The organism is Veillonella sp. 3627, assembly GCF_003992195.1.
GTDB lineage: Bacteria > Bacillota > Negativicutes > Veillonellales > Veillonellaceae > F0422.
In genome coordinates this window covers 113,421-135,359 of record NZ_RQVG01000003.1, presented here as the reverse complement: position 1 = coordinate 135,359, position 21,939 = coordinate 113,421, and the positions used below count along the sequence as shown (strand labels likewise).

General features: G+C 40.7%; 20 protein-coding genes. 1 reads left to right on the top strand and 19 read right to left on the bottom strand.

The window, feature by feature from the left end; genetic code table 11:
- Positions 1 to 9 precede the first annotated feature (9 nt).
- From infB to EO114_RS02760, 18 genes are all read right to left on the bottom strand, one after another.
- The gene (gene infB, locus EO114_RS02845; protein WP_127061417.1) at positions 10 to 2,664 is read right to left on the bottom strand and encodes a translation initiation factor IF-2; all 2,655 of its coding nucleotides are present in this window, start codon (positions 2,662 to 2,664) and stop codon (positions 10 to 12) included.
- Positions 2,665 to 2,677: 13 nt separating this feature from the next.
- Positions 2,678 to 2,989 (bottom strand): ribosomal L7Ae/L30e/S12e/Gadd45 family protein, encoded by a 312-nt coding sequence (locus EO114_RS02840; RefSeq protein ID WP_009372159.1) that lies wholly within the window; start codon positions 2,987 to 2,989, stop codon positions 2,678 to 2,680.
- A complete protein-coding gene (rnpM, locus tag EO114_RS02835; protein ID WP_038145077.1) occupies positions 2,982 to 3,248 on the bottom strand; it encodes an RNase P modulator RnpM in 267 nt (88 codons plus the stop codon). Before rnpM ends, EO114_RS02840 begins: the two co-directional genes overlap by 8 nt.
- A 1-nt stretch (position 3,249) precedes the next feature.
- A complete protein-coding gene (nusA, locus tag EO114_RS02830; RefSeq protein WP_009372179.1) occupies positions 3,250 to 4,347 on the bottom strand; it encodes a transcription termination factor NusA in 1,098 nt (365 codons plus the stop codon).
- Between the two features lie 12 nt (positions 4,348 to 4,359).
- A complete protein-coding gene (gene rimP / locus EO114_RS02825) occupies positions 4,360 to 4,818 on the bottom strand; it encodes a ribosome maturation factor RimP (RefSeq protein WP_009372209.1) in 459 nt (152 codons plus the stop codon).
- Between the two features lie 107 nt (positions 4,819 to 4,925).
- On the bottom strand, positions 4,926 to 5,294 hold the full coding sequence (locus tag EO114_RS02820) for an arsenate reductase family protein (RefSeq protein ID WP_009372193.1): 369 nt from the start codon (positions 5,292 to 5,294) through the stop codon (positions 4,926 to 4,928).
- A 19-nt stretch (positions 5,295 to 5,313) separates the two neighbouring features.
- On the bottom strand, positions 5,314 to 5,688 hold the full coding sequence (locus EO114_RS02815; RefSeq protein WP_062403195.1) for a hypothetical protein: 375 nt from the start codon (positions 5,686 to 5,688) through the stop codon (positions 5,314 to 5,316).
- Positions 5,689 to 5,692: 4 nt separating this feature from the next.
- Positions 5,693 to 7,078 carry an aminopeptidase gene (locus EO114_RS02810; protein WP_127061415.1) on the bottom strand — a complete coding sequence of 462 codons (1,386 nt, stop codon included), beginning with the start codon at positions 7,076 to 7,078 and terminating at the stop codon, positions 5,693 to 5,695.
- Positions 7,079 to 7,109: 31 nt separating this feature from the next.
- Complete coding sequence (locus EO114_RS02805) at positions 7,110 to 8,021, bottom strand: 3'-5' exonuclease (RefSeq protein ID WP_127011124.1); 912 nt, start codon at positions 8,019 to 8,021, stop codon at positions 7,110 to 7,112.
- Between the two features lie 2 nt (positions 8,022 to 8,023).
- Positions 8,024 to 9,067 (bottom strand): glycosyltransferase family 9 protein, encoded by a 1,044-nt coding sequence (locus EO114_RS02800; RefSeq protein ID WP_127061431.1) that lies wholly within the window; start codon positions 9,065 to 9,067, stop codon positions 8,024 to 8,026.
- Positions 9,067 to 10,086: a lipopolysaccharide heptosyltransferase II gene (waaF, locus tag EO114_RS02795; RefSeq protein ID WP_127061412.1), complete on the bottom strand. Its 1,020-nt coding sequence runs from the start codon at positions 10,084 to 10,086 to the stop codon at positions 9,067 to 9,069. The genes EO114_RS02800 and waaF overlap by 1 nt, the downstream gene beginning before the upstream one ends.
- 215 nt (positions 10,087 to 10,301) lie before the next feature.
- Complete coding sequence (locus EO114_RS02790; protein ID WP_206168661.1) at positions 10,302 to 11,147, bottom strand: hypothetical protein; 846 nt, start codon at positions 11,145 to 11,147, stop codon at positions 10,302 to 10,304.
- Position 11,148: 1 nt separating this feature from the next.
- On the bottom strand, positions 11,149 to 11,544 hold the full coding sequence (locus EO114_RS02785; RefSeq protein ID WP_127010882.1) for a hypothetical protein: 396 nt from the start codon (positions 11,542 to 11,544) through the stop codon (positions 11,149 to 11,151).
- Between the two features lie 431 nt (positions 11,545 to 11,975).
- The gene (locus tag EO114_RS02780) at positions 11,976 to 14,105 is read right to left on the bottom strand and encodes a heavy metal translocating P-type ATPase (RefSeq protein WP_127061408.1); all 2,130 of its coding nucleotides are present in this window, start codon (positions 14,103 to 14,105) and stop codon (positions 11,976 to 11,978) included.
- 3 nt (positions 14,106 to 14,108) lie between these two features.
- Positions 14,109 to 14,369, bottom strand: a complete 261-nt coding sequence (locus EO114_RS02775; protein ID WP_127061405.1) for a DUF6110 family protein — start codon at positions 14,367 to 14,369, stop codon at positions 14,109 to 14,111.
- A 126-nt stretch (positions 14,370 to 14,495) separates the two neighbouring features.
- The gene (locus EO114_RS02770) at positions 14,496 to 14,675 is read right to left on the bottom strand and encodes a FeoB-associated Cys-rich membrane protein (RefSeq protein WP_127061402.1); all 180 of its coding nucleotides are present in this window, start codon (positions 14,673 to 14,675) and stop codon (positions 14,496 to 14,498) included.
- Positions 14,676 to 14,816: 141 nt separating this feature from the next.
- Entirely contained in the window at positions 14,817 to 17,153 is a 2,337-nt protein-coding gene (gene feoB / locus EO114_RS02765; RefSeq protein ID WP_127061399.1) for a ferrous iron transport protein B, read from the bottom strand.
- 17 nt (positions 17,154 to 17,170) lie between these two features.
- Entirely contained in the window at positions 17,171 to 17,398 is a 228-nt protein-coding gene (locus EO114_RS02760; RefSeq protein ID WP_127061396.1) for a FeoA family protein, read from the bottom strand.
- A 457-nt stretch (positions 17,399 to 17,855) separates the two neighbouring features.
- Between EO114_RS02760 and EO114_RS02755 the strand changes: the two genes are divergently transcribed.
- Entirely contained in the window at positions 17,856 to 19,154 is a 1,299-nt protein-coding gene (locus tag EO114_RS02755) for a DEAD/DEAH box helicase (protein WP_127061393.1), read from the top strand.
- A gap of 232 nt (positions 19,155 to 19,386) precedes the next feature.
- On the opposite strand, the gene EO114_RS02750 is transcribed toward EO114_RS02755, so the two are convergent.
- A complete protein-coding gene (locus EO114_RS02750; RefSeq protein WP_127061390.1) occupies positions 19,387 to 21,753 on the bottom strand; it encodes a DNA topoisomerase 3 in 2,367 nt (788 codons plus the stop codon).
- Between the last annotated feature and the right edge of the window lie 186 nt (positions 21,754 to 21,939).

Sequence of the window (21,939 nt, the reverse complement as noted above, 5' to 3'; positions counted from 1 at the left end):
GGATACCTCCTATACTTCTGGGGCAATTTCTTCCATTTTGTACGCTTCGATCACGTCGCCTTCTTTCACATCACGGTAACGTTCTAAGGAGATACCACACTCAAAGCTGGTAGCTACTTCTTTCACTTCATCTTTGAAACGGCGTAAGGAATCGATATGCCCTTCATGGATAACGATACCATCACGGATTAAGCGAATTTCAGAGTTATTCGTGATTTTACCTTCTGTTACATAGGAACCCGCAACGATAGCTTTCGGCGTAGAAATTACTTGACGAACTTCTGCACGGCCTAAGATCACTTCTTTAAATTCAGGAGTTAACATACCACGCATAGCGGCTTCGATTTCATTGATGGCATCGTAGATGACACGGTATGTACGAAGGTCAACACTTTCTTTTTCTGCTTCTTTACGTACATTCGCATCTGGACGCACGTTAAAGCCGATAATAATCGCACCCGATGCAGAGGCTAACATCACATCAGATTCGTTGATGGCACCTACTGCACTGTGGATAATGTTGATGCGTACTTCTGGGTTTTTAATGCCCTCTAAGGATTGACGTAATGCTTCTACAGAACCTTGTACGTCACCTTTGATAATAATATTTAAGTCTTTCAATTCCCCTTGTTGCATTTGGTTAAACAAATCATCAAGAGTGACTTTTGTTTTCGCATTCATTTCAGTAATGCGTTGTTTTTCAATACGTTTTTCTGCAATGGAACGAGCTTCGTTGTCATCTACAGCGAATATCACTTCACCAGCCTGTGGCACATCAGATAAACCTAAAATTTCCACAGGCATAGATGGACGAGCCACTTTTACTTTTTCTCCACGTTCATTCGTCATAGCACGTACTTTACCGTAGGCTACGCCGGCAAGGATCGTTTCCCCTACACGTAAGGAACCTTTTTGTACCAATACTGTACATACAGGACCACGGCCTTTATCCAATTGAGCCTCGATAACGATACCTTGTGCCTTACGGTTAGGGTTCGCTTTCAATTCTTGTACTTCTGCTACCAACAAGATAGTTTCCAATAGATCTTCAATACCTTGACGTTGTTTAGCAGATACAGGAACCATGATTGTATCACCGCCCCATTCTTCTGGTAACAAACCGTGTTCAGACAGTTGTTGTTTCACATGGTCAGGGTTAGCGCCTGGTTTATCCATTTTATTGATGGCTACGATAATTGGCACCTCTGCGGATTTAGCATGGTTGATAGCCTCAATAGTTTGTGGCATAACACCGTCATCAGCAGCTACCACAAGGACTGCGATATCCGTGGATTGAGCACCACGCAAACGCATCGCTGTGAAAGCTTCATGGCCTGGTGTATCAAGGAAGGTAATTTTATTACCTTCATAGCGAACTTGGTACGCACCGATATGTTGCGTAATACCGCCTGCTTCAGAGGCTGTTACATTCGTAGAACGAATCACATCCAATAAAGAAGTTTTACCATGGTCAACGTGACCCATGATCGTAACAACTGGAGGACGAGCTTGTAAGCTTTCTGGGCTATCTTCGATTTCGATAATTTCTGTAGGATCTTGTTCAGGCTCTACTTCTACCACTTCTACGCCGAAGTCTTCTGCTAATACCATGGCCGTTTCCACATCAATTTCTTGGTTGATGGTAGCCATAACACCTAACATCATCAATTTTTTGATGATTTCAGATACTTCACGGCCCATTTTTTCAGCTAATTCTTTAACGGTTAACGGACCAGACAATTCGATAGACGTAGCAATCGCTGCTTCTGCTTTACGACGTTCTTCCTCTTTTTGTTTGATATGTTGCTCATTACGTTGTTTAACTTTATTTTTATTTTTTTGCAACGCAGAAGATACTAAGGATTGAGTACGTTCGCCTTTTTTGCCTTTTTTATCTTTTTTATTGCGACGCTCGCTACGATTTTCATTGCGATGTTCAGATTCAAAACGACGATTTTCTTTTTGACGATCTACTTCACGACTCGCCTGACGATCACGACCTTCTGTTTTCACAGTAAGAGCTGGATCCACTTGTGGAATCTCTAAGCGGCGTTCACGACGTGGTCCATCATTGCGACGCTCATTATTACGATCGTTACTACGATTGTTGTTGCGATCATGATTGCGATCATTATTACGGTCGAATCTGCCACCGTTGTTAGGACGATTACCACCATTGCGATTGTCTTGACGTTGATCATTGCGACCTTCTGGACGACGACCATCACGGCTTTGACCATTTCGTTGGTTAGAACGATTGTCTCCACGGTCATTTCTGTCATTGCGATGATCTCGCTGACCATTATTTTTACCATCACGATTGAATGGGCGGTCACGCTTTTCACCACGGTCATTACGGTCTCCACGATCGTTACGATCATTGCGATTATTTCTATCTTGTTTAGGTCCACGTCTTTCGCTATCTTCATTGCGACGGTATTCGTGTACTTTCTTTTGCGGTGCTTGTTGAGTTGCTTTTGGTGCTTCACTTTGTGCTTGTTTAGCGCCACCTGCTAACGATTGTTTAATCATAGATACTTGTGAATCCTCCACTGTACTCATATGGCTTTTCACTTCTACATTGTGCTTTTTTAAAGCATCAATCACTACTTTATTTTCTACACCTAGGTCTTTTGCTACTTCATATACTCTTTTTTTGGACATCTACATTCCCCCTCTACTGATTCTTATCTATTTCAGCTAGCAAGGATTTAGCAAATCCAGCATCATTTACTAATATAACTGCTCGCATTTCTTTTCCCAATGCTCTACCTAGTTCCTCTTTGGTCCCTACTAAACGAAGGGGCACCTGATGAGACTCGGCTAAGTGCATATATTTTTTAGCATTATTCTGCGCACAATCTTCTGCCATAATCAACAGTGGATAGGCTTGCCGCTTCATGGACCGTTCCACTACAAAATCGCCTGATAATAAGCGACCTGCTCGCTGTGCTAATCCTAATATATTCAACACTTTTTCTTTATTCATGGGATATTTGTTCCTTTAAAGATTCATAAATTTCTTGTGAAACTTTATGTTTTAGCGAACGCTCTAATCGTTTGGCTTTATACGCCATGTCTAGGCATTCTACTTTCATTTCCATATATGCTCCCCGTCCAGGGGCTTTACCTGTGGGGTCAATAGAAATCTCTCCCGTTGGACTCAACACAACACGTGTTAACTCTTTCTTGGGAAGAAGTTCTCCACATCCCACACATACTCGCATAGGCTGAGACTTCTGTTTCATATTAGTCTTCATCTCCAAAAGCATCCAAGGAAATCATATCATCAGATTCCACATATTCACCAGCTTCAGCGGCTTGTGTTTCACTTTTAATATCAATTTTCCAATTTGTTAATTTCGCTGCTAAACGGGCATTTTGGCCTGCTTTACCGATCGCCAGTGAAAGTTGGTAATCTGGCACCACAACAGAAGATGTTTTTTCTTCATCACGAGCTACTACGCTTACCACTTTCGCTGGACTTAAGGCATTGGCAATATACACCGCTGGATCTTCATCCCATTTCACAATATCAATTTTTTCGCCATTTAGCTCATCCACGATATTTTGTACACGTTGTCCTTTAGGACCAACACACGCACCTACTGCATCCACTTCTTCCTCGCGAGATACAACAGCAATTTTAGAACGCATACCTGGTTCACGAGCTACTGATTTCAATTCTACTGTACCTTCTGCAATTTCTGGCACTTCTAGTTCAAACAAGCGTTTTAATAAACCAGGATGTGTACGGGAAATCATAATTTGAGGGCCTTTTGTGGTCTTTTTCACTTCCACAATGTAGCATTTAATACGATCTCCCACAGCATAGCTTTCACTAGGAATTTGCTCAGATACAGGTAAAATCGCCTCAGTTTTTCCTAGATTAATGAATACATTTCGACCCTCAATACGTTCCACCAAACCAGTCAAAATATCGCCTTCACGGCTGGAATATTCATCATAGACAATATTGCGTTCTGCTTCTTTCAAGCGTTGAATCAACAATTGTTTTGCCGTATGGGCTGCACTACGACCGAAGTTTTTTGGCGTTACATCCACTTCGATAATATCGCCGATTTCCATACGTTTATCCAATTGACGAGCATCTACTAACGCAATTTCTACTTCTTCATTTTCAGGCGTGTCCACTACTGTTTTCTTAGCCAACACTTTGTAATCGCCTGTTTCACGATTGAAATAAATATATGCCTCTTGATTTGCTCCCACCTCTTTACGATAGGCTTGTAATAATGCCACTTCAAGAGAATCAAAAATAATCTCTGGTGCCACCCCTTTTTGTTTAGTAACTGCTAATACCGCTTGTACTAATTCTTGACTCACTGGTTTCCTCCCTTAAAAATCTAAATGTAAACGAATTTGTGCAATAGCTGCACGTTCTAGATCAATACGTTCTTCTTGCACCTGAATCGTGATGACTTCATCAGAATAGCCTTGCAAAGATCCTGTGTATTGCTTTTTACCATCAATAGGTTTAAACAATTGAATATCTACATCACGTCCATGGTAGCGAATGAAATCTTTTTCTTTTTTCAACACTCGATCCAATCCTGGAGAAGATACTTCTAACAAGTAATTTTCTTTGATTGGGTCTTTTGCATCTAATACTTCGCTTAATTTTTCACTCACCATTTGGCAGTCATCTAAATCGATGCCACCCTCTTTGTCTAAAAATACACGCAAGTACCATTCCCGCTCATGCACGTACTCCACATCTACAAGCTCTAACTCCGTAGACTCTATAATCGTTTCTACTACTTCGGACACAAATTCCTCTACGGCGTCACGTTTCATCTTATCCCCTCCCTGCATTAGTATAAGAGAAAGAGTGAGCCGCAGCTCACTCTTTTAATAGATTCTATAAAAGTTACTTCTAGTATACCACAACTAACTAAAAATAGCTACAGTAAACCATTACGTTTTAAGGCATCTTCCCACTCTTGTTCTTTGAATCCTACGAGCACTGTATCTTCTAAGACCAAAATAGGACGTTTCACCAACATGCCATTCGTTGCTAATAAGGCTAACTTCTCATCCTCTGTCATAGTTGGTAATTTATCTTTAATACCTTCTCCACGATAAATTTGACCAGATGTATTAAAGAAGGCTTTAATATCTGCTTTCTTGCTTTTTGGATACCATACACCTAATTCTTCCGCTGTTGGGTTTTCTTCTTTAATATCACGATGGGTATAGTGAATACCATGATCATCTAAATATTTTTTTGCTCGTTTGCAAGTCGTACATTTTGGATATTCAATATATAACATTTCTCTGTCCCTCCAATTACTATATTTCACCATTAGAAAATTTTTCTTTTAATACCTGTAATAAAACTTCTGTCATTTCGCTAGCCGCAAAGACATACTCTTTTAATTTACCTCGTTCTTCTGCCACTTTCATAGCAGACACTTCAAAGGGATCTAACACCACAGATAAGACTGGAGTTTGTGCTTGTTCTAGATCTTCCGTCAAGTACCCCGAAATACTTTCACCTTCCGCAGGATCAAATCGCTCTACTTTTACAATAGGGCAATATTCATACATCAATTTACGCAAAGTCATCATAAAGTATGCCTTATCCTCGATAAATTGCGCTGCTTCATCTTTAGTCATACTAAAAATATCTACTTTCACACGTTCCATTTCACCATGTGTTGTCATAGGATTATTCCCCTTTCGCCGCTAAGAACGCTAAATAACAACGTTTTGCTTCGTAAATATCGGCTTTGCTCGTCACCTCCCAAGGAGAGTGCATGCTGAGCACAGCCACGCCGCAGTCGATCACATCCATACCATACAGAGCCATAATATAGGCAATCGTACCGCCACCGCCAAGATCTACACGGCCTAATTCAGCTGTTTGGTAGGAAACATTATCTTGATCCATCAAATGGCGAATACGAGCCATGTATTCTGCATTAGCATCATTGGAGCCACTTTTACCACGAGAACCGGTAAATTTATTAAATACCACGCCACGACCTAAGAAAGCAGCATTTTTCTTTTCAAAGGCACTCGCATAGAGTGGATCAAAACCAGCACTTACATCAGAAGATAACATATGGCTATTGGATAAAGTTCGTCGTACTGCTAATGGTGAGGTATGACCCATGGCTTCCAAAACTTCTGCCATAAAGTTCTCAAAGAAACGAGATTGCATACCTGTTGCACCAACAGAACCAATCTCTTCTTTATCTACCAATAAAGTACAGGTAGTTCGGCTCACATTCTCAGTTTCTAACATCGCTACTAAAGATGTATAAGCACATACACGGTCATCTTGTCCATAGCCGATGATCATAGAACGGTCAAACCCTAACTCTCTAGCTGCACCAGCTGGTACAATTTCAAGTTCTGCGGATAAGAAATCTTCTTCTTCAAAGTCATATTGTTCTTGTAGCACTTGCAATACATAGGCTTTCACACCATCTTTTAATTCCCCTTTCACAGGGCGGCTACCAATAAGAAGATCCAATTGTTCTCCTTCTACCACTTTGGCAGCCTTTTTCTCCATTTGTTCCTGTCCCAAATGTGGCAATAAGTCTGTTACGCAAAATACTGGGTCTGTTGGATTTTCACCGATGGCAAGATTGATGACAGTACCATCGCGTTTTACCACTACCCCATGGATAGCTAGTGGCATTGTTACCCATTGGTATTTTTTGATACCTCCATAATAATGTGTATCTAATAGTGCTAAATCACTATCCACATAGAATGGATTTTGCTTCACATCTAACCGAGGAGAATCAATATGAGCACCTAAGATATTCATCCCCTGTTCAATCGGCTCTGTACCTATGTTCACCATAGCTACCGCTTTTTTCATGTGCACATAATAGACCTTATCTCCTGCTTTCAGCGTAGCACCTTCTTTGATAATACTGTCCATATTGCGATATCCCGCTGCTTCTGCAGCCTCCACAATTTGGTCTACACATTCACGCTCTGTTTTACCATGATCTAGAAAATGGCGATACTTCGTGGTTAAAGTATCAATCTCTTGTAATTGTTCTTCTGTATATTCATGCCAAGCATTTCTACGTTCCATACTTAGCTCCTTTCTTTTCAAATTTTAATATTTATTTTTTACGCGCATATAATTCACGCAATCCTTTAGGTGCATTGGTGACCATTTTGGAAACATAATAGCGTTTTCCTAAATGCTTGCTAATAGATTTTCCTACATACCAGTGGACCCCAAAGGTGCCATGTTCCTTGCAAGATCCCATCGATAAAAAGCGGTGTTTTACCACTCCCACGATAGGGTCTAAATGCAAAGGCTCCTTACAAACAGGGCACGCAGTTTTCGCCCGATTGCTTTGCCGGAATATACGTGGCATGGTCACAATGGACTCAAATATTTTATGTTCATGCCGTGAAAGCCCATAAAAACACCGTTGTTTTCCTTGTTTATCTCGCTTCTTTTGTAAGGCTTCTAAAAATGGAAATCGTTGGCATACCATGGCTGTACAAATGGCATCATGCAGGCCATTATGGGCTTGTAAATTCGGCGCTTGCACTTGCATCTCATCCATCGCTTTTTGCAATGCATATTGTTGACTACAATCGTGCATCGTTTTTGCATATAAAGATTGCGCATCAAACCAAGGTACTTCTTGATGTACATGAACCTTATGGCAAAATGCATTATCCATCAGCATGTTGATATCATCGGGCCCCCAAGACACCAATATACCATCGGGACCAACAAAACGTAAAAACTTTTCGCACCCACGTCGGAAAGATACCCCTTCTTTACGCAATTTATCCATAGTAATATGGGTCAACTTCTCCACCGAATGATGCATAATAGGTAGAAATTTAGGAGTAATAAATACTTCAAATTGGTCTACAATTTGCAGACTTTCATCTAGTTTTACAGCACCTATTTGTATAATTTCACCAATGAATGGAAATCCTGAGCGCCGTATCATATTCGGTTCTAATGTATAGGGCTGATTCCATTCCAAGTCAAATACAATATAGTGCATCCTTACTTCATACCCTTTCTCTCTAACATCATCCGTATGCCTGCTAATACAGATTCCTCAGAAATAACAGACAAACCTTTGTAGTTGCCCTCTTTTAAAACCTGTTTCATATTTTTATTCACATCGTAATCTTCCATAGATTCTAAGACTACAGCCTTCTCTGTGAAAGGCCCATACAAGGCTGGATTCGATGGTCCATAGAGCGCTACAATCGGTACCCCTTGACTCACGCCTACATGCATAGGACCTGAGTCATTTGTGACCAAACAATCACATCGTTTCATGGCTGCTGCCAATTCTCCAATGCTAAATTGCCCCGTTCCCTTAATGGCAGGTTCCGTCATCGTATCTAGTACATCCTGTACCATCTCTTTATCCATAGGTCCACCAAAGAATACTATTTTATACCCTTCTTTTGCTAAGGTATCTGCAATATGAGCAAATCGTTCCTTGGGCCAACGTTTTTCTGGTACAGCACTACCAATATTGAACCCAATAAGGCAATCTGTTTCCGTCACTCCTTGCGAGGCATAAAATGCTTGCACCTTTTCATCCCACTCAGGACTAGTAAAGATTTCTAGCCCTTCATGTTCCACCGTATATCCTAACTGTTCTAGCACATTCATATACATCTGCGCAGCATGCACCGTTTTGCGGTTCAGACGGGTTACCTTCGTCATAAACGGACGAAACAGAAAATGACTCATCCCCGTAGTTACCTTTGCTTTCAACTTCCAAGCTAAGTAGGACGTCCGTTCATTAGGATGCAAATTGATAACTACATCCACAGGTCCTTGTTGGCGAATCTCTTTAGCAATTTGATTCAACCCACCAATGCTATTATGGATGCCCTTTTTATCCACTTCTACTAGAGCATCAATATAAGGATTATGACGATATACATCTGCCAACTTTTTATCAATCACATAGGTAATATGGCTGTGAGGTGCCAACTTTCTAAGAGCATGGATAAACGGTGTGGTCAGCACCACATCGCCTAAATGCATCAAGAAGGTTACCACTATCCGCTTTCCATCTAACTCTATCATAAATTCCTCATTTCTTTCACTGTATCAAATACAGTGTCCACAGTAATCTGTGCCATACATTCCAAATCTTCCACCAATGGTCTCTCTAAGGTCGCCCGTGATGTAGGTGAAACAATAATATGAATATGATCGCCTCCATAAGGACCTGTCCGTTCTGGGCAAGTAGTCCCAAACAAAGCAATCAATGGTACTTTTAAAGCATTAGCAATATGCAAAGGCCCCGTATCGGCACTGATGTACAAAGCACTGTGACGAATGACCTCAATGAGTTCTTTCAAGTTCGTATCACCAATGAGATTTACCACATTGTTACTGCCGACGCCGTCCACAATGGCACGACCTTTGTCCACATCCTCTTTAGCACCAATGAGCACCACCGTCTCACCTGCTGCCACCAATCGCTTCCCAAGCTCCACAAAATGAGAAATAGGCCACTCTTTCACTGCCCAACGCGCCCCTGGAGCCATGACAATATAAGGATTTTCAATGAAAGCCCCTCTAGCATTTAACTTCTGTGTCACCGCAGTTTCTGCCTCTGTGAAAGTCGGCAATGGGAATGCGATGTCATCTACATCACAGCCCAAGGCACGAGCCGTATCTAAATAGCGCTCGATAACGTGATCCATTTTATGGTCACCTACTAGCGCTGTATTCACAAGCCAACTCCCCTCACGAAGTTCCCAATAAGCATAGCGTTTCTTCGCACCACTAAGACCAGCCACAATGGCACTTTTCGCAATAGATTGTAAATCTAAGGAAATATCAAAGTTTTTTTCATGTAGTAACTTCCATAATTGTTTCCAATAGGAAAGTCGCTTTAATTGTTTCTTATCTATGATGATAATTTCATCCACCCAAGGTTTGGGAGGGATAACATCCTTAAACTGTTCATGAACGGCCCATGCAATATGCGCCTTCGGATATTGTTGACGCAACGCATACAGCGTTGGTAAGGCATGAATAATATCGCCTAGAGAACTCATTTTAATGATTAAAATTCGTACATCTTCTTTCATACTCCAGCCCTTTCACTTACCTATAACTATACCCTCTTAGTATACCATAAGATATGCTGAAAAAGGAAAAAATGACGCTCTTCCCTAGGTTTTTCAGAAAATTATTTTTACTCACAAAAAACAGGATAAGTTTATAGCCTATCCTGTTTCTCACTCTGTATATAAATCTTCGTAAATAATATTCTATTTTCTAAGTTTTGTGCCCTTCACGCACTCTAAGCTTTCTTGCTTAGCCATAATTTTTCTATTCCTAATCCAATTGCCACGCTTAGTGCAATGGTACAAATTTCAAAAATGGACGGCGTAATATATACTAATGGGCTACCTGTGAAAGCTGGCAATGCTTTTCCTGCCCAAACTTTCACAAAGTCTGGAATGTATCCACCAAATAGGATATGGGCATTGGTTGCCACCCACCACACTGCCATGACTACGATGGCAGTCACACGAGGCCATAATGTTGTGCGACGTGGATATAAATATAGAACCATACTGCCGATAGTGGTCACCATCATGAGCACAACCCCGATGTATAGGCTAGCGATTAACCCCGCAAATCCCTGTGCATCTAAGGATGCTTGGATGATAGGATCCTCTAGGTTTAGGTACATCACATCTCCTAAAAATAGCATCGGTAATGGCAACGCATAGGTAGAAATATTCAGCACTGTATCGATAAAGTAATGACGTTCTTTACGTGCCATCCAGCAATCTAATAATTTCGCTGTACCGATCATAAGTGCTACTACAATTAACATAGTCAACACCCAAACTAGCATCACATAGATAGGTTCTTTTGGCAAGGTAAAAGGCAACACACCATTACCAAAGAAAAAGAATAGATTCCACCAAAGCCAAGAATATGTATAATGGCCTTTTCCTAAGTGAAAGTCAAATTGTCCCACCAGTCTTGGCACCGCTTTCAGCCCCAAAGGAATCCCCAAGGAGGCAATGACGAACATAATAATGCTAGATGTATCAAACTGCCCTAAGCTAAATATCAAGCTGAGCGGAATAATCCAGAGCATGGACCAGCAGTAAAATTTTATATAACTTCTCATATTACACCTCTGTATTCTTTCCACCTGCTAGTGCTAATACTAAAGACAAGGTCACTTGGCAATACATGATAATGGCAAATACCACATCACGACCGATAGTAGATAGATTCCATAACCAAGATAAATCTAAATTGTTAAATACCAAGAAGGTACCACCTTGTACTAATGCCCAAGCTAGTACGTATACACAAACTGGTATTCTGCGAGCCTTAGGACCAAAGCCGCTTTCACTAGAGCGCAAGTAAAAAATAGGAATGAATAGAGACAGCACTGCATAGCTCACTCCTGCCACCATAGCGCTCATCCCCGTATGAATCGTATAGGCCCCTAGAGGAATTAATATAAAAAATATACTCATATACATCGTGCGTTGCACTACATCTTGTATGGTTGACATATAATTTCCTTTCTACAACAAAATTATCTCTCCCTATAGTATAACAAACATCGGCCATCTTATAAATACATATACTGTTTCAATTTTACAAACAAAAAAGCACCCTTACGGATGCTAATTATGATATACTAATTATAAGAACTCGATGTGAGTTAGGTTCATCACCGAAAGGTGGTGATACTATGTGTGACTTTGATTTAATTCAATTAATCATTGCTTTTCTTACCTTAGTAGTTGCCGTATTACAGTTACTAAAATAATTAGTAGTTAGTAATATAACGACCCTAGCGCTGCACACGTTAGGGTCATCATATTTTGCTTGATTCTAAGATGAACCTAACGCCGAACACACGTCGGGTTCTTCTTGTTGTTACAACTATAGTATACCACATTTTAGGCTCTCGTCAAAGACGAGAGCCTTTATAAATGTGTTATGCTACAACTGCTTCTACTTCGATGCAGTCATCGTTTGTTGTTTTTGGTTTTTCCAATAATGGAGTCATGCTATACATACCCACGCCTAGTGTGAACAAGTTGTGAATCCATGCAGTGGAGCTAGGAGGCATTATGCCTAAGACGCCCAATCCTACAAGGCCACCATTCACACCTACGATGGAATTATAGTTAATTTTAATACGATCCATTAATTTCATGGAAATACGACGTAAGTCAACGATGGCAGTTAAGTTATCGCTAGACACTGTAACATTGGCGATTTTTTGTGCAATTGGTGCACCTTCATTCATACCAATACCTACATGTGCTTCAGACAATGCCAAGGAGTCGTTAATGCCGTCCCCTACCATCATCACTGTATAGCCTTCTTCTTTCGCTTTACGAACATAATCAGCTTTGTCAGTTGGCATTACTTCTGCATGCACTTCGTCAATACCAATTTCCGCTGCTACGCGTTCTGCATTTTTACGGCTATCGCCAGTCATCATAACAATTTTCTTCACGCCTAATTCATGAAGTTCACGGATCACATCTTTTGCTTCTTCACGCACTGGGTCTTTAATGCAGATAACTGCGGACAATACGTTAGAAATCGCTAGATATAGATAGGAACAACCTTCTGGAAGGCTTTCAAATTTAGCTTCTTCTCCAGCTGGAATCGTTGTTTTTTCATCTTCAAAAATGAAGTGATGGCTACCGATACGCACTTTGCGATTACCCACTTTGGAGGCAATACCATGTGCCACAACGTATTCTACTTTGGAGTGCATTTCTTTATGTGGTAAATGATGATCTTCTGCTGCTGTTACTACTGCTTTCGCCATGGAATGAGGGAAATGCTCTTCCAAGCAAGCTGCTAATGTCAACATGTCATCTGCACCATTACCATTGAAAGGAATGATTTCTTGGAATACAGGTTCTGCTTTTGTTAAAGTACCTGTTTTATCGAAGACAATCATATCTGCTTCTGCAATGCGTTCCAAGAATTTACCACCTTTTACAGTGATACCACGGTTGGATGCTTCTTGCATAGCGGATAATACTGCCAATGGAATGGACAATTTCAAGGCACAGGAGAAGTCTACCATAACGAAAGATAAGGCTTTCATCAAGTTGCGAGTTAAGGCAAAGGTTGCGAAAGCACCTAAGAAACTCACTGGTACTAATTTATCTGCCATGCGATATGCTTTTTGTTCCATACCGGATTTCATTTGTTCAGATTCTTCGATCAAGTTTACGATTTGCTCGAAACGAGTGTGTTTGCATGTAGTCCGTACTTCAAAGGAACATTGACCTTCTTCTACAACAGTACCTGCATACACAGATGTACCTGTATCACGACGAACCGGTTCAGGTTCCCCAGTCATGGAGCTTTCATTCACAAGAACAACGCCATCCACAACTTGACCGTCCAATGGCACTACTTCACCTTGACGAACCACTACGATATCGCCAACTTGTACGTCACCAATTGGTTTGCTTACTTCTACGCCGTCTGCTAGAACCCAAACTTTGTCTACGTTCAAGGACATGCTTTCCGCAAGGTTAAGTACGGATTTACGTAATGTCCACTCTTCCAAGATTTCGCCGATGCCTAATAAGTACATCACAGCGCCCGCTGTAGAGTAATCTTTTTGCAATAATGCGGCACCGATAGCTACGCCATCCAACACTTCTACGGTCAATTTGCGTTGCCACAATGTTTTGATGGCTGTACCGATGAACTTGATACCGTCGAACCAGGACCATGCTGCTGCAACAGGTGCTGGTAAAACGATTTTTTTACCGATATACAACAATGTTTTATCGATCATTTCTTCTTTGTAACGCTTGTTAACAAGGCGAGGTGAAAGTTCATGCAATGCTGGAGCATTGGCTAAATCCAAATCTTGTAATCCGAATAAAGCAGTTTTCACCGCACTTTCATCACCATTATGTTTGATGATGATGTCCCCAGAACGGGTATAGAAGTTCGCTTTGTTAATGGCTTCACAGGCCATCAATGTATCTTCGATATATTGAGCCTGTGCGTCATTAAACTTACGTCCCTCAATGCGTACATGAAGACGACGGGACAAGCGTTGCAACATTTTAAATTGCATCATGGATTATTTTCCTTCTGTTAACACTTCTTCGTCGCGAGTATCGTTGATTTCTTGTGCTTCAGCTAAGATGCTGTCTGTGGAAGCTTGTAATTTTTCAGTTGTTTTTAAGATGCTGCCTTTTGCACGAAGACCAGCTGCTACTACATTAGCATATACTTTGCGAGCATCTTTAGAAGTTAATACTTTCAAACCTACTGTGCCTAAAGCTAAACCAGCTGCAAATACATTAGCATCTCTTAAAGTTTCTTTTTTTACGTTGAACATTGTTAGTTCCTTTCTGTGAACTTTGTCACATTAATACATGATAATATAATAAAATTAAAAATTGTAAAGATAAGAGGACCCCGTGTTATCGGAGTCCCTCTTACCAAACTTATGGTATAGAATTAGTTACTTTTCTACCTGTTCTTCGTGACCGCCACCGCAACCACAACCGCCACAACCAGCTCCAGAGTCTTTAGAGCCACCACAGCCGCATCCGCCGCCGTCATGTGTTGCGCTTTTATATACTCGGTATGCAACATAGAGAACAGCTAGTAAACCAATTGCGTATACAATAACACTATCCATAGTATACACCATCTCTTTCTCATTTTCAAGTACTTTTTGAAAATTATTTTGTGAATACAACAAACCGCATAATATCAATGAATTTTTGAAATAAAACTTTTCTCAATCTCAATTATATTGTTTGTTTACTATCAATATTGATTAGCCCAAACCTAAAGCACGTCCAAGATGAACTGCAATGTACGCACCCACCCAAGCTAGGATACTAGTGTAAGCAAATACGGCACCGAACCATTTCCAGGAGTCAGTTTCACGTTTTAATACAGCCATAGTCGCCAAGCATGGTAAGTATAACAAGGCAAATACCATCAAAGCTAAACCGATGGCTGGGTTGAAGTCTGGATCATTAGCCAAGAATTCTTCTAAGGATGTGGAGTCATCTTCACTTGCTTCGATCGCGTAAATAGTACCTAATGTACTTACCATTACTTCTTTCGCTGCTACTGCGGCTATTACGGCAATGTTTATACGCCAGTTAAATCCAAGTGGTTCCATTATAGGTTGAATAAAACGTCCTAATTCAGCTGCATAGGATTGTTCAATTTTTTCTTTACCTTGTTGAAGATCTAATGCTTTGACTTCATCTTCTTCTGCTTTATGGTTTACATATAAAGTCCAAGCTACTGGATATAATTCGTCAGCTTTTAACGCTTCAAAGTATGCAGGTTCTTCCTCTTCAGCTGGCGGATCACCTTTATGCTCTTCATCTAAGGCAAGCATTTGATCATAAATAGCAGTGACTTTATCTTTATCTTCGTCATTTGCTAATTGTGCTTCATCAAGAATTGTAGCAGCTGTTTGCTCATGCATAGCTGTTACTTCTGCTTTCGCTGCATCATAGTCTTGAGAGTATTCTACATCTTGTGGGAAGGATGTTAAGAACCAAATCAAGATGGATGATGCCAAGATGAATGTACCTGCTTTTTTAAGGTACATCACGGAACGTTCCCACATATGAATGCCTACGGAACGAAGTGTTGGCATATGGTATGGAGGCATTTCCATTACGAATGGTTCTGCTTCACCTTTAAATACATACGTACGAAGTACTTTTGCAGTTACAACGGCTACGACGATACCCAATGTATAGATACCTAACAAGATCGTTGGTGCATCTTCTGGTGGGAAGAATGCTGATGCTAATAATGTATATACTGGCAAACGAGCACTACAACTCATAAATGGAGATACTAAGATCGTAATCATACGGTCTCTTGGGTTGTCAAGGATACGAGCACCCATGATGGATGGTACGTTACAACCAAAGCCCAATAACATAGGGATGAAAGATTTACCATGTAAACCTACACCACGCATCACACGGTCGATAACAAATGCCGCACGAGCCATGTAACCAGTATCTTCTAAGAAGGAAATAGATACGAATAATAGAACGATATGTGGGATAAAGCTAATAACAGCCCCTACACCACCGATGATACCGTCATTCAATAAAGATTTTAACAATCCATCTTCTAAATTAGCCCCGATGAAATCTGTTAATAATTTGAATGCGTCTTCCAACCATCCTTTAGGATATTCTGCTATGTTGATAACTAAGTAGAACATAACCCACATGATGCATAAGAAGATAGGAATCCCTAACCAACGATTCGTTAAGATTTTATCGATGTTGTCGGATTTGGTATCTTTATGCTCAGGTACTACTTCTAGTACGCCGTTGAATACGTCTACTGCAAAACGGTGACGGTATTCTTGGAACACGATATCCATGTCTACAGATTTATTCAATTCTGTACGCAATGCTTCTGCTTTGCTCAACACGGCACCAGATTTGTCTAATTCTTGTACTTTTTCTAAGATATCTGTATCTTGTTCTAATAACTTGATAGCTACCCAGCGATGTGGATAACGACCAGTGTCAAGTTTCGCTACTTCTGCTTCTAATTCTGCGATAGCTGGCTCTAATACTTCGCCATAGTTAACGCGAACATTAGGGATTTTGCGTTCTTTAGATACTTTCACGATGCCACGTAGCGCACCTTCTGTACCTTTATTAACACGGCCGATAGTTTCTACTACTGTGGAACCTGTTAATTCTTCTAATTTTTTATTATTGAACTTTAAACCCATTTCTTTTGCCACGTCTACCATGTTCAAAACAAGTAGCAATGGTTGTTCTAGTTCAATTAATTGTGCTGTTAAGTACAGGTTACGTTCTAGATTGGACGCATCCACTACATTGGCAATCAATTCTGGATCTTCATTGATGATAACGTTACGTGCTGCCAATTCATCAAGAGAACGTGCTGTTAAGGAGTATGTACCTGGTAAGTCGATGATTTCAATGTCATGACCATCAATTTTCGTTTCCCCAACTTTTTTCTCTACTGTAACACCTGCGTAGTTACCTACGTGTTGACGGGATCCCGTCATATTGTTAAAAATACTTGTTTTACCACAGTTAGGGTTACCCGCTAAAGCAACCTGAATCTTGGTATGTGTGTTGTCTGCCATCTTAGCAATTCTCCTTATTAGACTTCAATATCAATCATTTGTGCTTCACTTACGCGTAGTGATAATTCGAAGTTTTTCACTTTGATTTCCACTGGGTCTGCTAATGGCGCATACTTCATAACACGCACTGCTGTGCCTGGTACAACACCCATGTCCACCAAACGATGCTTGATGTTGCCAGCTCCATTGACTGCTACAACAGTACCAACTTCACCTGGTTTCATCTCGGATAGCTTCTTAACCATAGTACACCTCCTACATATAAAACATAACAACCAAACCTATCATATATAGTTATATGAGTAATATTTACATTATAGCACATTATTGAAAATAATCAATAAGGAATCTCATTTTATTTTTAGCTTTTCGTAAAATTATAAATCTATTTTTATCAAGTGCCACACTAAATGAATACATTGTTCTATAGGTATATACTCTGCATGCCTTTTTATCATTATCAATTTCGTTATGCAAATAATAATGATATATAAACTATATGTTTCTCATTATCTATTCTCTAAACCTTATATTTTATAGCGTATTCTGTGGCTTACTTCTCTTGACTTGTCTCCATTTATTTATAACTAGACCATCTATTTCCTATTGTTCCTTTCCTATGTGAAAGAACTTTCACAGACCCACCTATATAGAAATATGATATAATGGTACTATTAAGTCATTTAGAAACGGAGATATATTATGAAATCATTTCAATCCTTAGGCATCGTGCCGGAACTCATACAAGCATTACAAAAGGTGGGCGTAAAAGAACCGACCCCCATCCAAGAAAAGTCGATTCCTCTCATCTTTAAAGGCCAAGATGTCATCGCCAAAGCCCAAACAGGGACAGGCAAAACCTTGGCTTTCTTGTTGCCATTATTGCAACGCATCCACGTAGATGTACAACAGGAGCAAGCGCTCATCATCGCCCCTACTCGTGAGCTTATCCAGCAAATTGCAGAGGAAGCTCGTCACTTGGGTGCAATCTTGGGAGTAGACGTATTACCTCTCATTGGAGGTAGAACGATAGAAGGGCAATTGCAAAAACTAGGACGCCGTCCTCATGTCATCATTGGTACACCTGGTCGTTTGCTGGATCACGTCAACCGTGGTACGTTACACTTGAACTCCATCCGCCGTGTTGTGTTGGACGAAGCGGACCAAATGCTTCACATGGGGTTCTTGCCAGACATTGAAAAGCTCATCAGTGGCACTGATGGCAAACGTCAATTGTTGATGTTCTCTGCTACGATACCTGATAAAATCCGCAACTTAGCAAAAGCCTATATGCAAAAACCGACGTCCGTCACTGTCCAAGGGGAAAATATTACCCTCGATACGATTGAACAAAAAGTATACATGATGGAAGAGCAAGACAAAGTAAACCGTCTTGTGGCGATGCTGGAGGCAGACAATCCATATCTAGCTATCGTATTCTGTAACACCAAAGAGGGAGCCATTAAACTCTCCTACGATTTAGCTCGCAAAGGTGTAGAGCTTGGTGAAATTCATGGAGATATGACACAGGGCCGTCGTACGCAAGTCTTGAAAGAATTTGCTAAAGGCAATCCCCCTATTTTAGTAGCTACCGACATTGCCGCTCGTGGTATCGATATTGAAGGTGTTAGCCACGTATACAACTTTGATGTACCGCACGACATGGATTATTACATCCATCGCATCGGCCGTACTGGTCGTGCTGGCTCCACTGGTATTGCCGTAACCTTTGCTACGCCAGCTGAAGAAATTTGGGTACGCCGCATCGAACGATCCATCCAAGCTACTTTGACAAAATACACCAAGGATGGACAGGTGAAAACAAAAGGTTCTGGCTTAGCGCCTAAGAAGGAAACTGCTAGCAAGAAACCTAAAATTAAAAGTACCTACCAAGCGACGAAAGCAAAAGCTCACAAAGCTCGTGGTCATAAAGGGGCCAACACACGGGTACGCCGTACAAAATCTAGTGGCTCTAGCAATCGTGGTCGAGGTAAACGATAAGTTTCTAGTACCGGCAGACGGTTCTTCTAAGAGAGGTGTCCGTTGCTTAACAGTATATTACAAAAAAGGCTATAACCAAACAGCCCCAATACAAGGGACGGTAACAAAATAGCCCACATATAAAATAGAGGAAAGTTGAACCAAAAGCATCAACTTTCCTCTATTTTTTATATTCTACTCAGCAAAAAGGCGTCCCTTATATTGATATACCCACTATGCCGAATACATGTAGTTACTTCCGATTCGCATAGATAGCTGGTTTTCCCGCTACATCGGCACAACTTGTGCGGCAAGCTTGACCTTCGCTACATTTCCAAACTGGTTCAGGTTGTGACTCATACTGTATTAGGTAGCCCCGTTTACATCGTGGACACGTATATTCCTTATGTGTATCATCCAATACTTTTCCATCCGACAATGGTATGGGAGGCATTATCTCTTCCCTAGGTCCTTGTGGCATCGACACTTTAGTCATTGATGACATGTTTGCCTTGGTAACTCTTGGTTCCCTAGCTCCTGATACATCTTCCTTTGGTGATAATACATTTTCCGTGTATTTGCATGTAGGGAACCCAGAACATCCATAAAACTCCCCAAACTTTCCTTTCCGTAGGAGCAACTCCCCTATTTTACACTTTGGACAAGATCGTCCTGTTTGTTGCGCTATGGAAGAGGTCCGGTTCGGTCCCGTTCTTTTGCCACCTGTCAACGACTTAGGCATAGCTGTCTTAGCTGTATTTCCTACCCGTCGTTTTACTTCCTCAATCAGTTGTACAACGAATTTTGTTTGGTCTTCTAAAAACACATCAATCCGTTCAATTCCTTCGCTCATTTTTGCTAAGCGCTCTTCCCACTGTGCCGTCGCATCAGGGTACAGCAAGGAATCTGGCAATGCATCTACCAAGGTATAGGCAGACTCTGTAGGAATTAAAATTTTCTTTTTTCCTTCTTCTTTAAGGAAAGGGTTCTTTTTATTATGGATTAAATCTTCAATAATCGTAGCCCGTGTCGCCTCTGTGCCGATACCGGATACATCTTTTAATTGTTTTTTTAACTCTTCATCTTTTACATATTTGTGAATTTCCTTCATTGCCTGCACCAAGGTTGCTGAAGTAAAGCGGCTTGGTGGCTTTGTTTTCCGTTGGTCCACCTTGCTATCCTTCGCTGTTACAGCATCCCCTTTACGTACAGGGGGCAATGACTTTTCTTCATCCTCTTGATTTTCTTCTGATTCTTCCGTGGATTTTACCTTTTTATATAATGCTTTCCATCCCAAATCTATAACGACACGTCCCGTTGTGGTAAACAGTTCCTCTTGGTGCGTCACTTCGATACGAGTATGCTCATATACATGCTCTTGGTAAAATTGTGCTATATAGGCTTGCGCAATGAGGAAATAAATATTTTGCTCCCCTTTGGATAAGGTATGCAGTGGGCAACGTACAGTGGTCGGAATAATGGCATGATGGGCCGTAACCTTACTATCATTCCAGGCACGGCTTTTAATAGCAGGATTACTATCCTTTGCCCATGCAGCTAATTCCTTATGTCCCATGTTGACCAAATTTGACAGGATTGCTTTTCCATCTGAAAGTTGGTTCACTGGCAAATATTCACAGTCTGAACGGGGATAGGATGTATATTTCTTCTCATATAGTTTCTGTGCGATGTCCAATACTTCCTGTGGCGTATAGTTATATAGCTTACCCGCCACAATTTGTAGTGATGATAAGGAAAAAGGCAACCGTTGTCCTTCCTTTTTCTTTTTCTTTTCCACTAAAGAAACTGTACCTTCTGGGGATTGCATCAAACGGTCACGCAAGTCATTAAGAATAGTCTGATCCAGCATATGCCCATCAGGGTCCAATCCTTGCTGCGTATCTTTCGGTTTCCAAGTGGCCCAAAAATCTCCCTTTTCATGACCATATTGTACTTGCAACACGTAATATTCTACAGGCACAAAGTTTTGTAGCTCACGTTCTCTCCGTACCACCAGTGCCAAAGTTGGTGTTTTCACACGACCAATCGGAAAGGTCACTTTGTTTCCTAAATGCTGTTGCTCTAACGTATAGGCCCGAGATAAATTCATCCCCATCAACCAATCCGCACGGGATCGCGCTAAGGCAGAATCTTTTAAAGGTTGATATTTCTTATTATCCTGCATATGCTCTAAAGCGTAACGCATAGATTTTTCATCTAACGCATTCAGTAGAATACGCTCTACTGGCTTAGTGTTACCCAAATAATCGAGCATTTCGTCTATCAACAATTGCCCTTCTCTATCTGGGTCACCTGCATTCACAATGGTCGTTGCTTTTTTGATTAAATCACTAATAACCTTAAACTGCTTAGCACTCGATGATTTAATTTTTAATTTCCAAGAGGTGGGCAAAATTGGCAAGGATTCAAATCTCCAAAATTTATATTTCTCATCATACTCACCTGGCTCTACTTGTTCTAGCATATGACCAAAGGCCCAAGTAATCACATCATCACCTTGTACGATATACCCATCATGTCGCTTAGCATTCTGTGAATTGGGCAACACTTGGCTTAACTCTCGCCCTACGCTAGGCTTTTCCGCAATAAATAAACGCATATGCTCCCTTTTCCTATCCATTACTGTTTACTACTCATGTATTACATTATTCTATAATAAATCTTCTCTACATTAACTTTCATTATACTACGAATGAGCTAAATAATTAAACAGACCTCCATTTCTTAACTTCCATTTAGAAAAATTTACTCCCCCATTACTCAGATCATATAATACTGATAATGT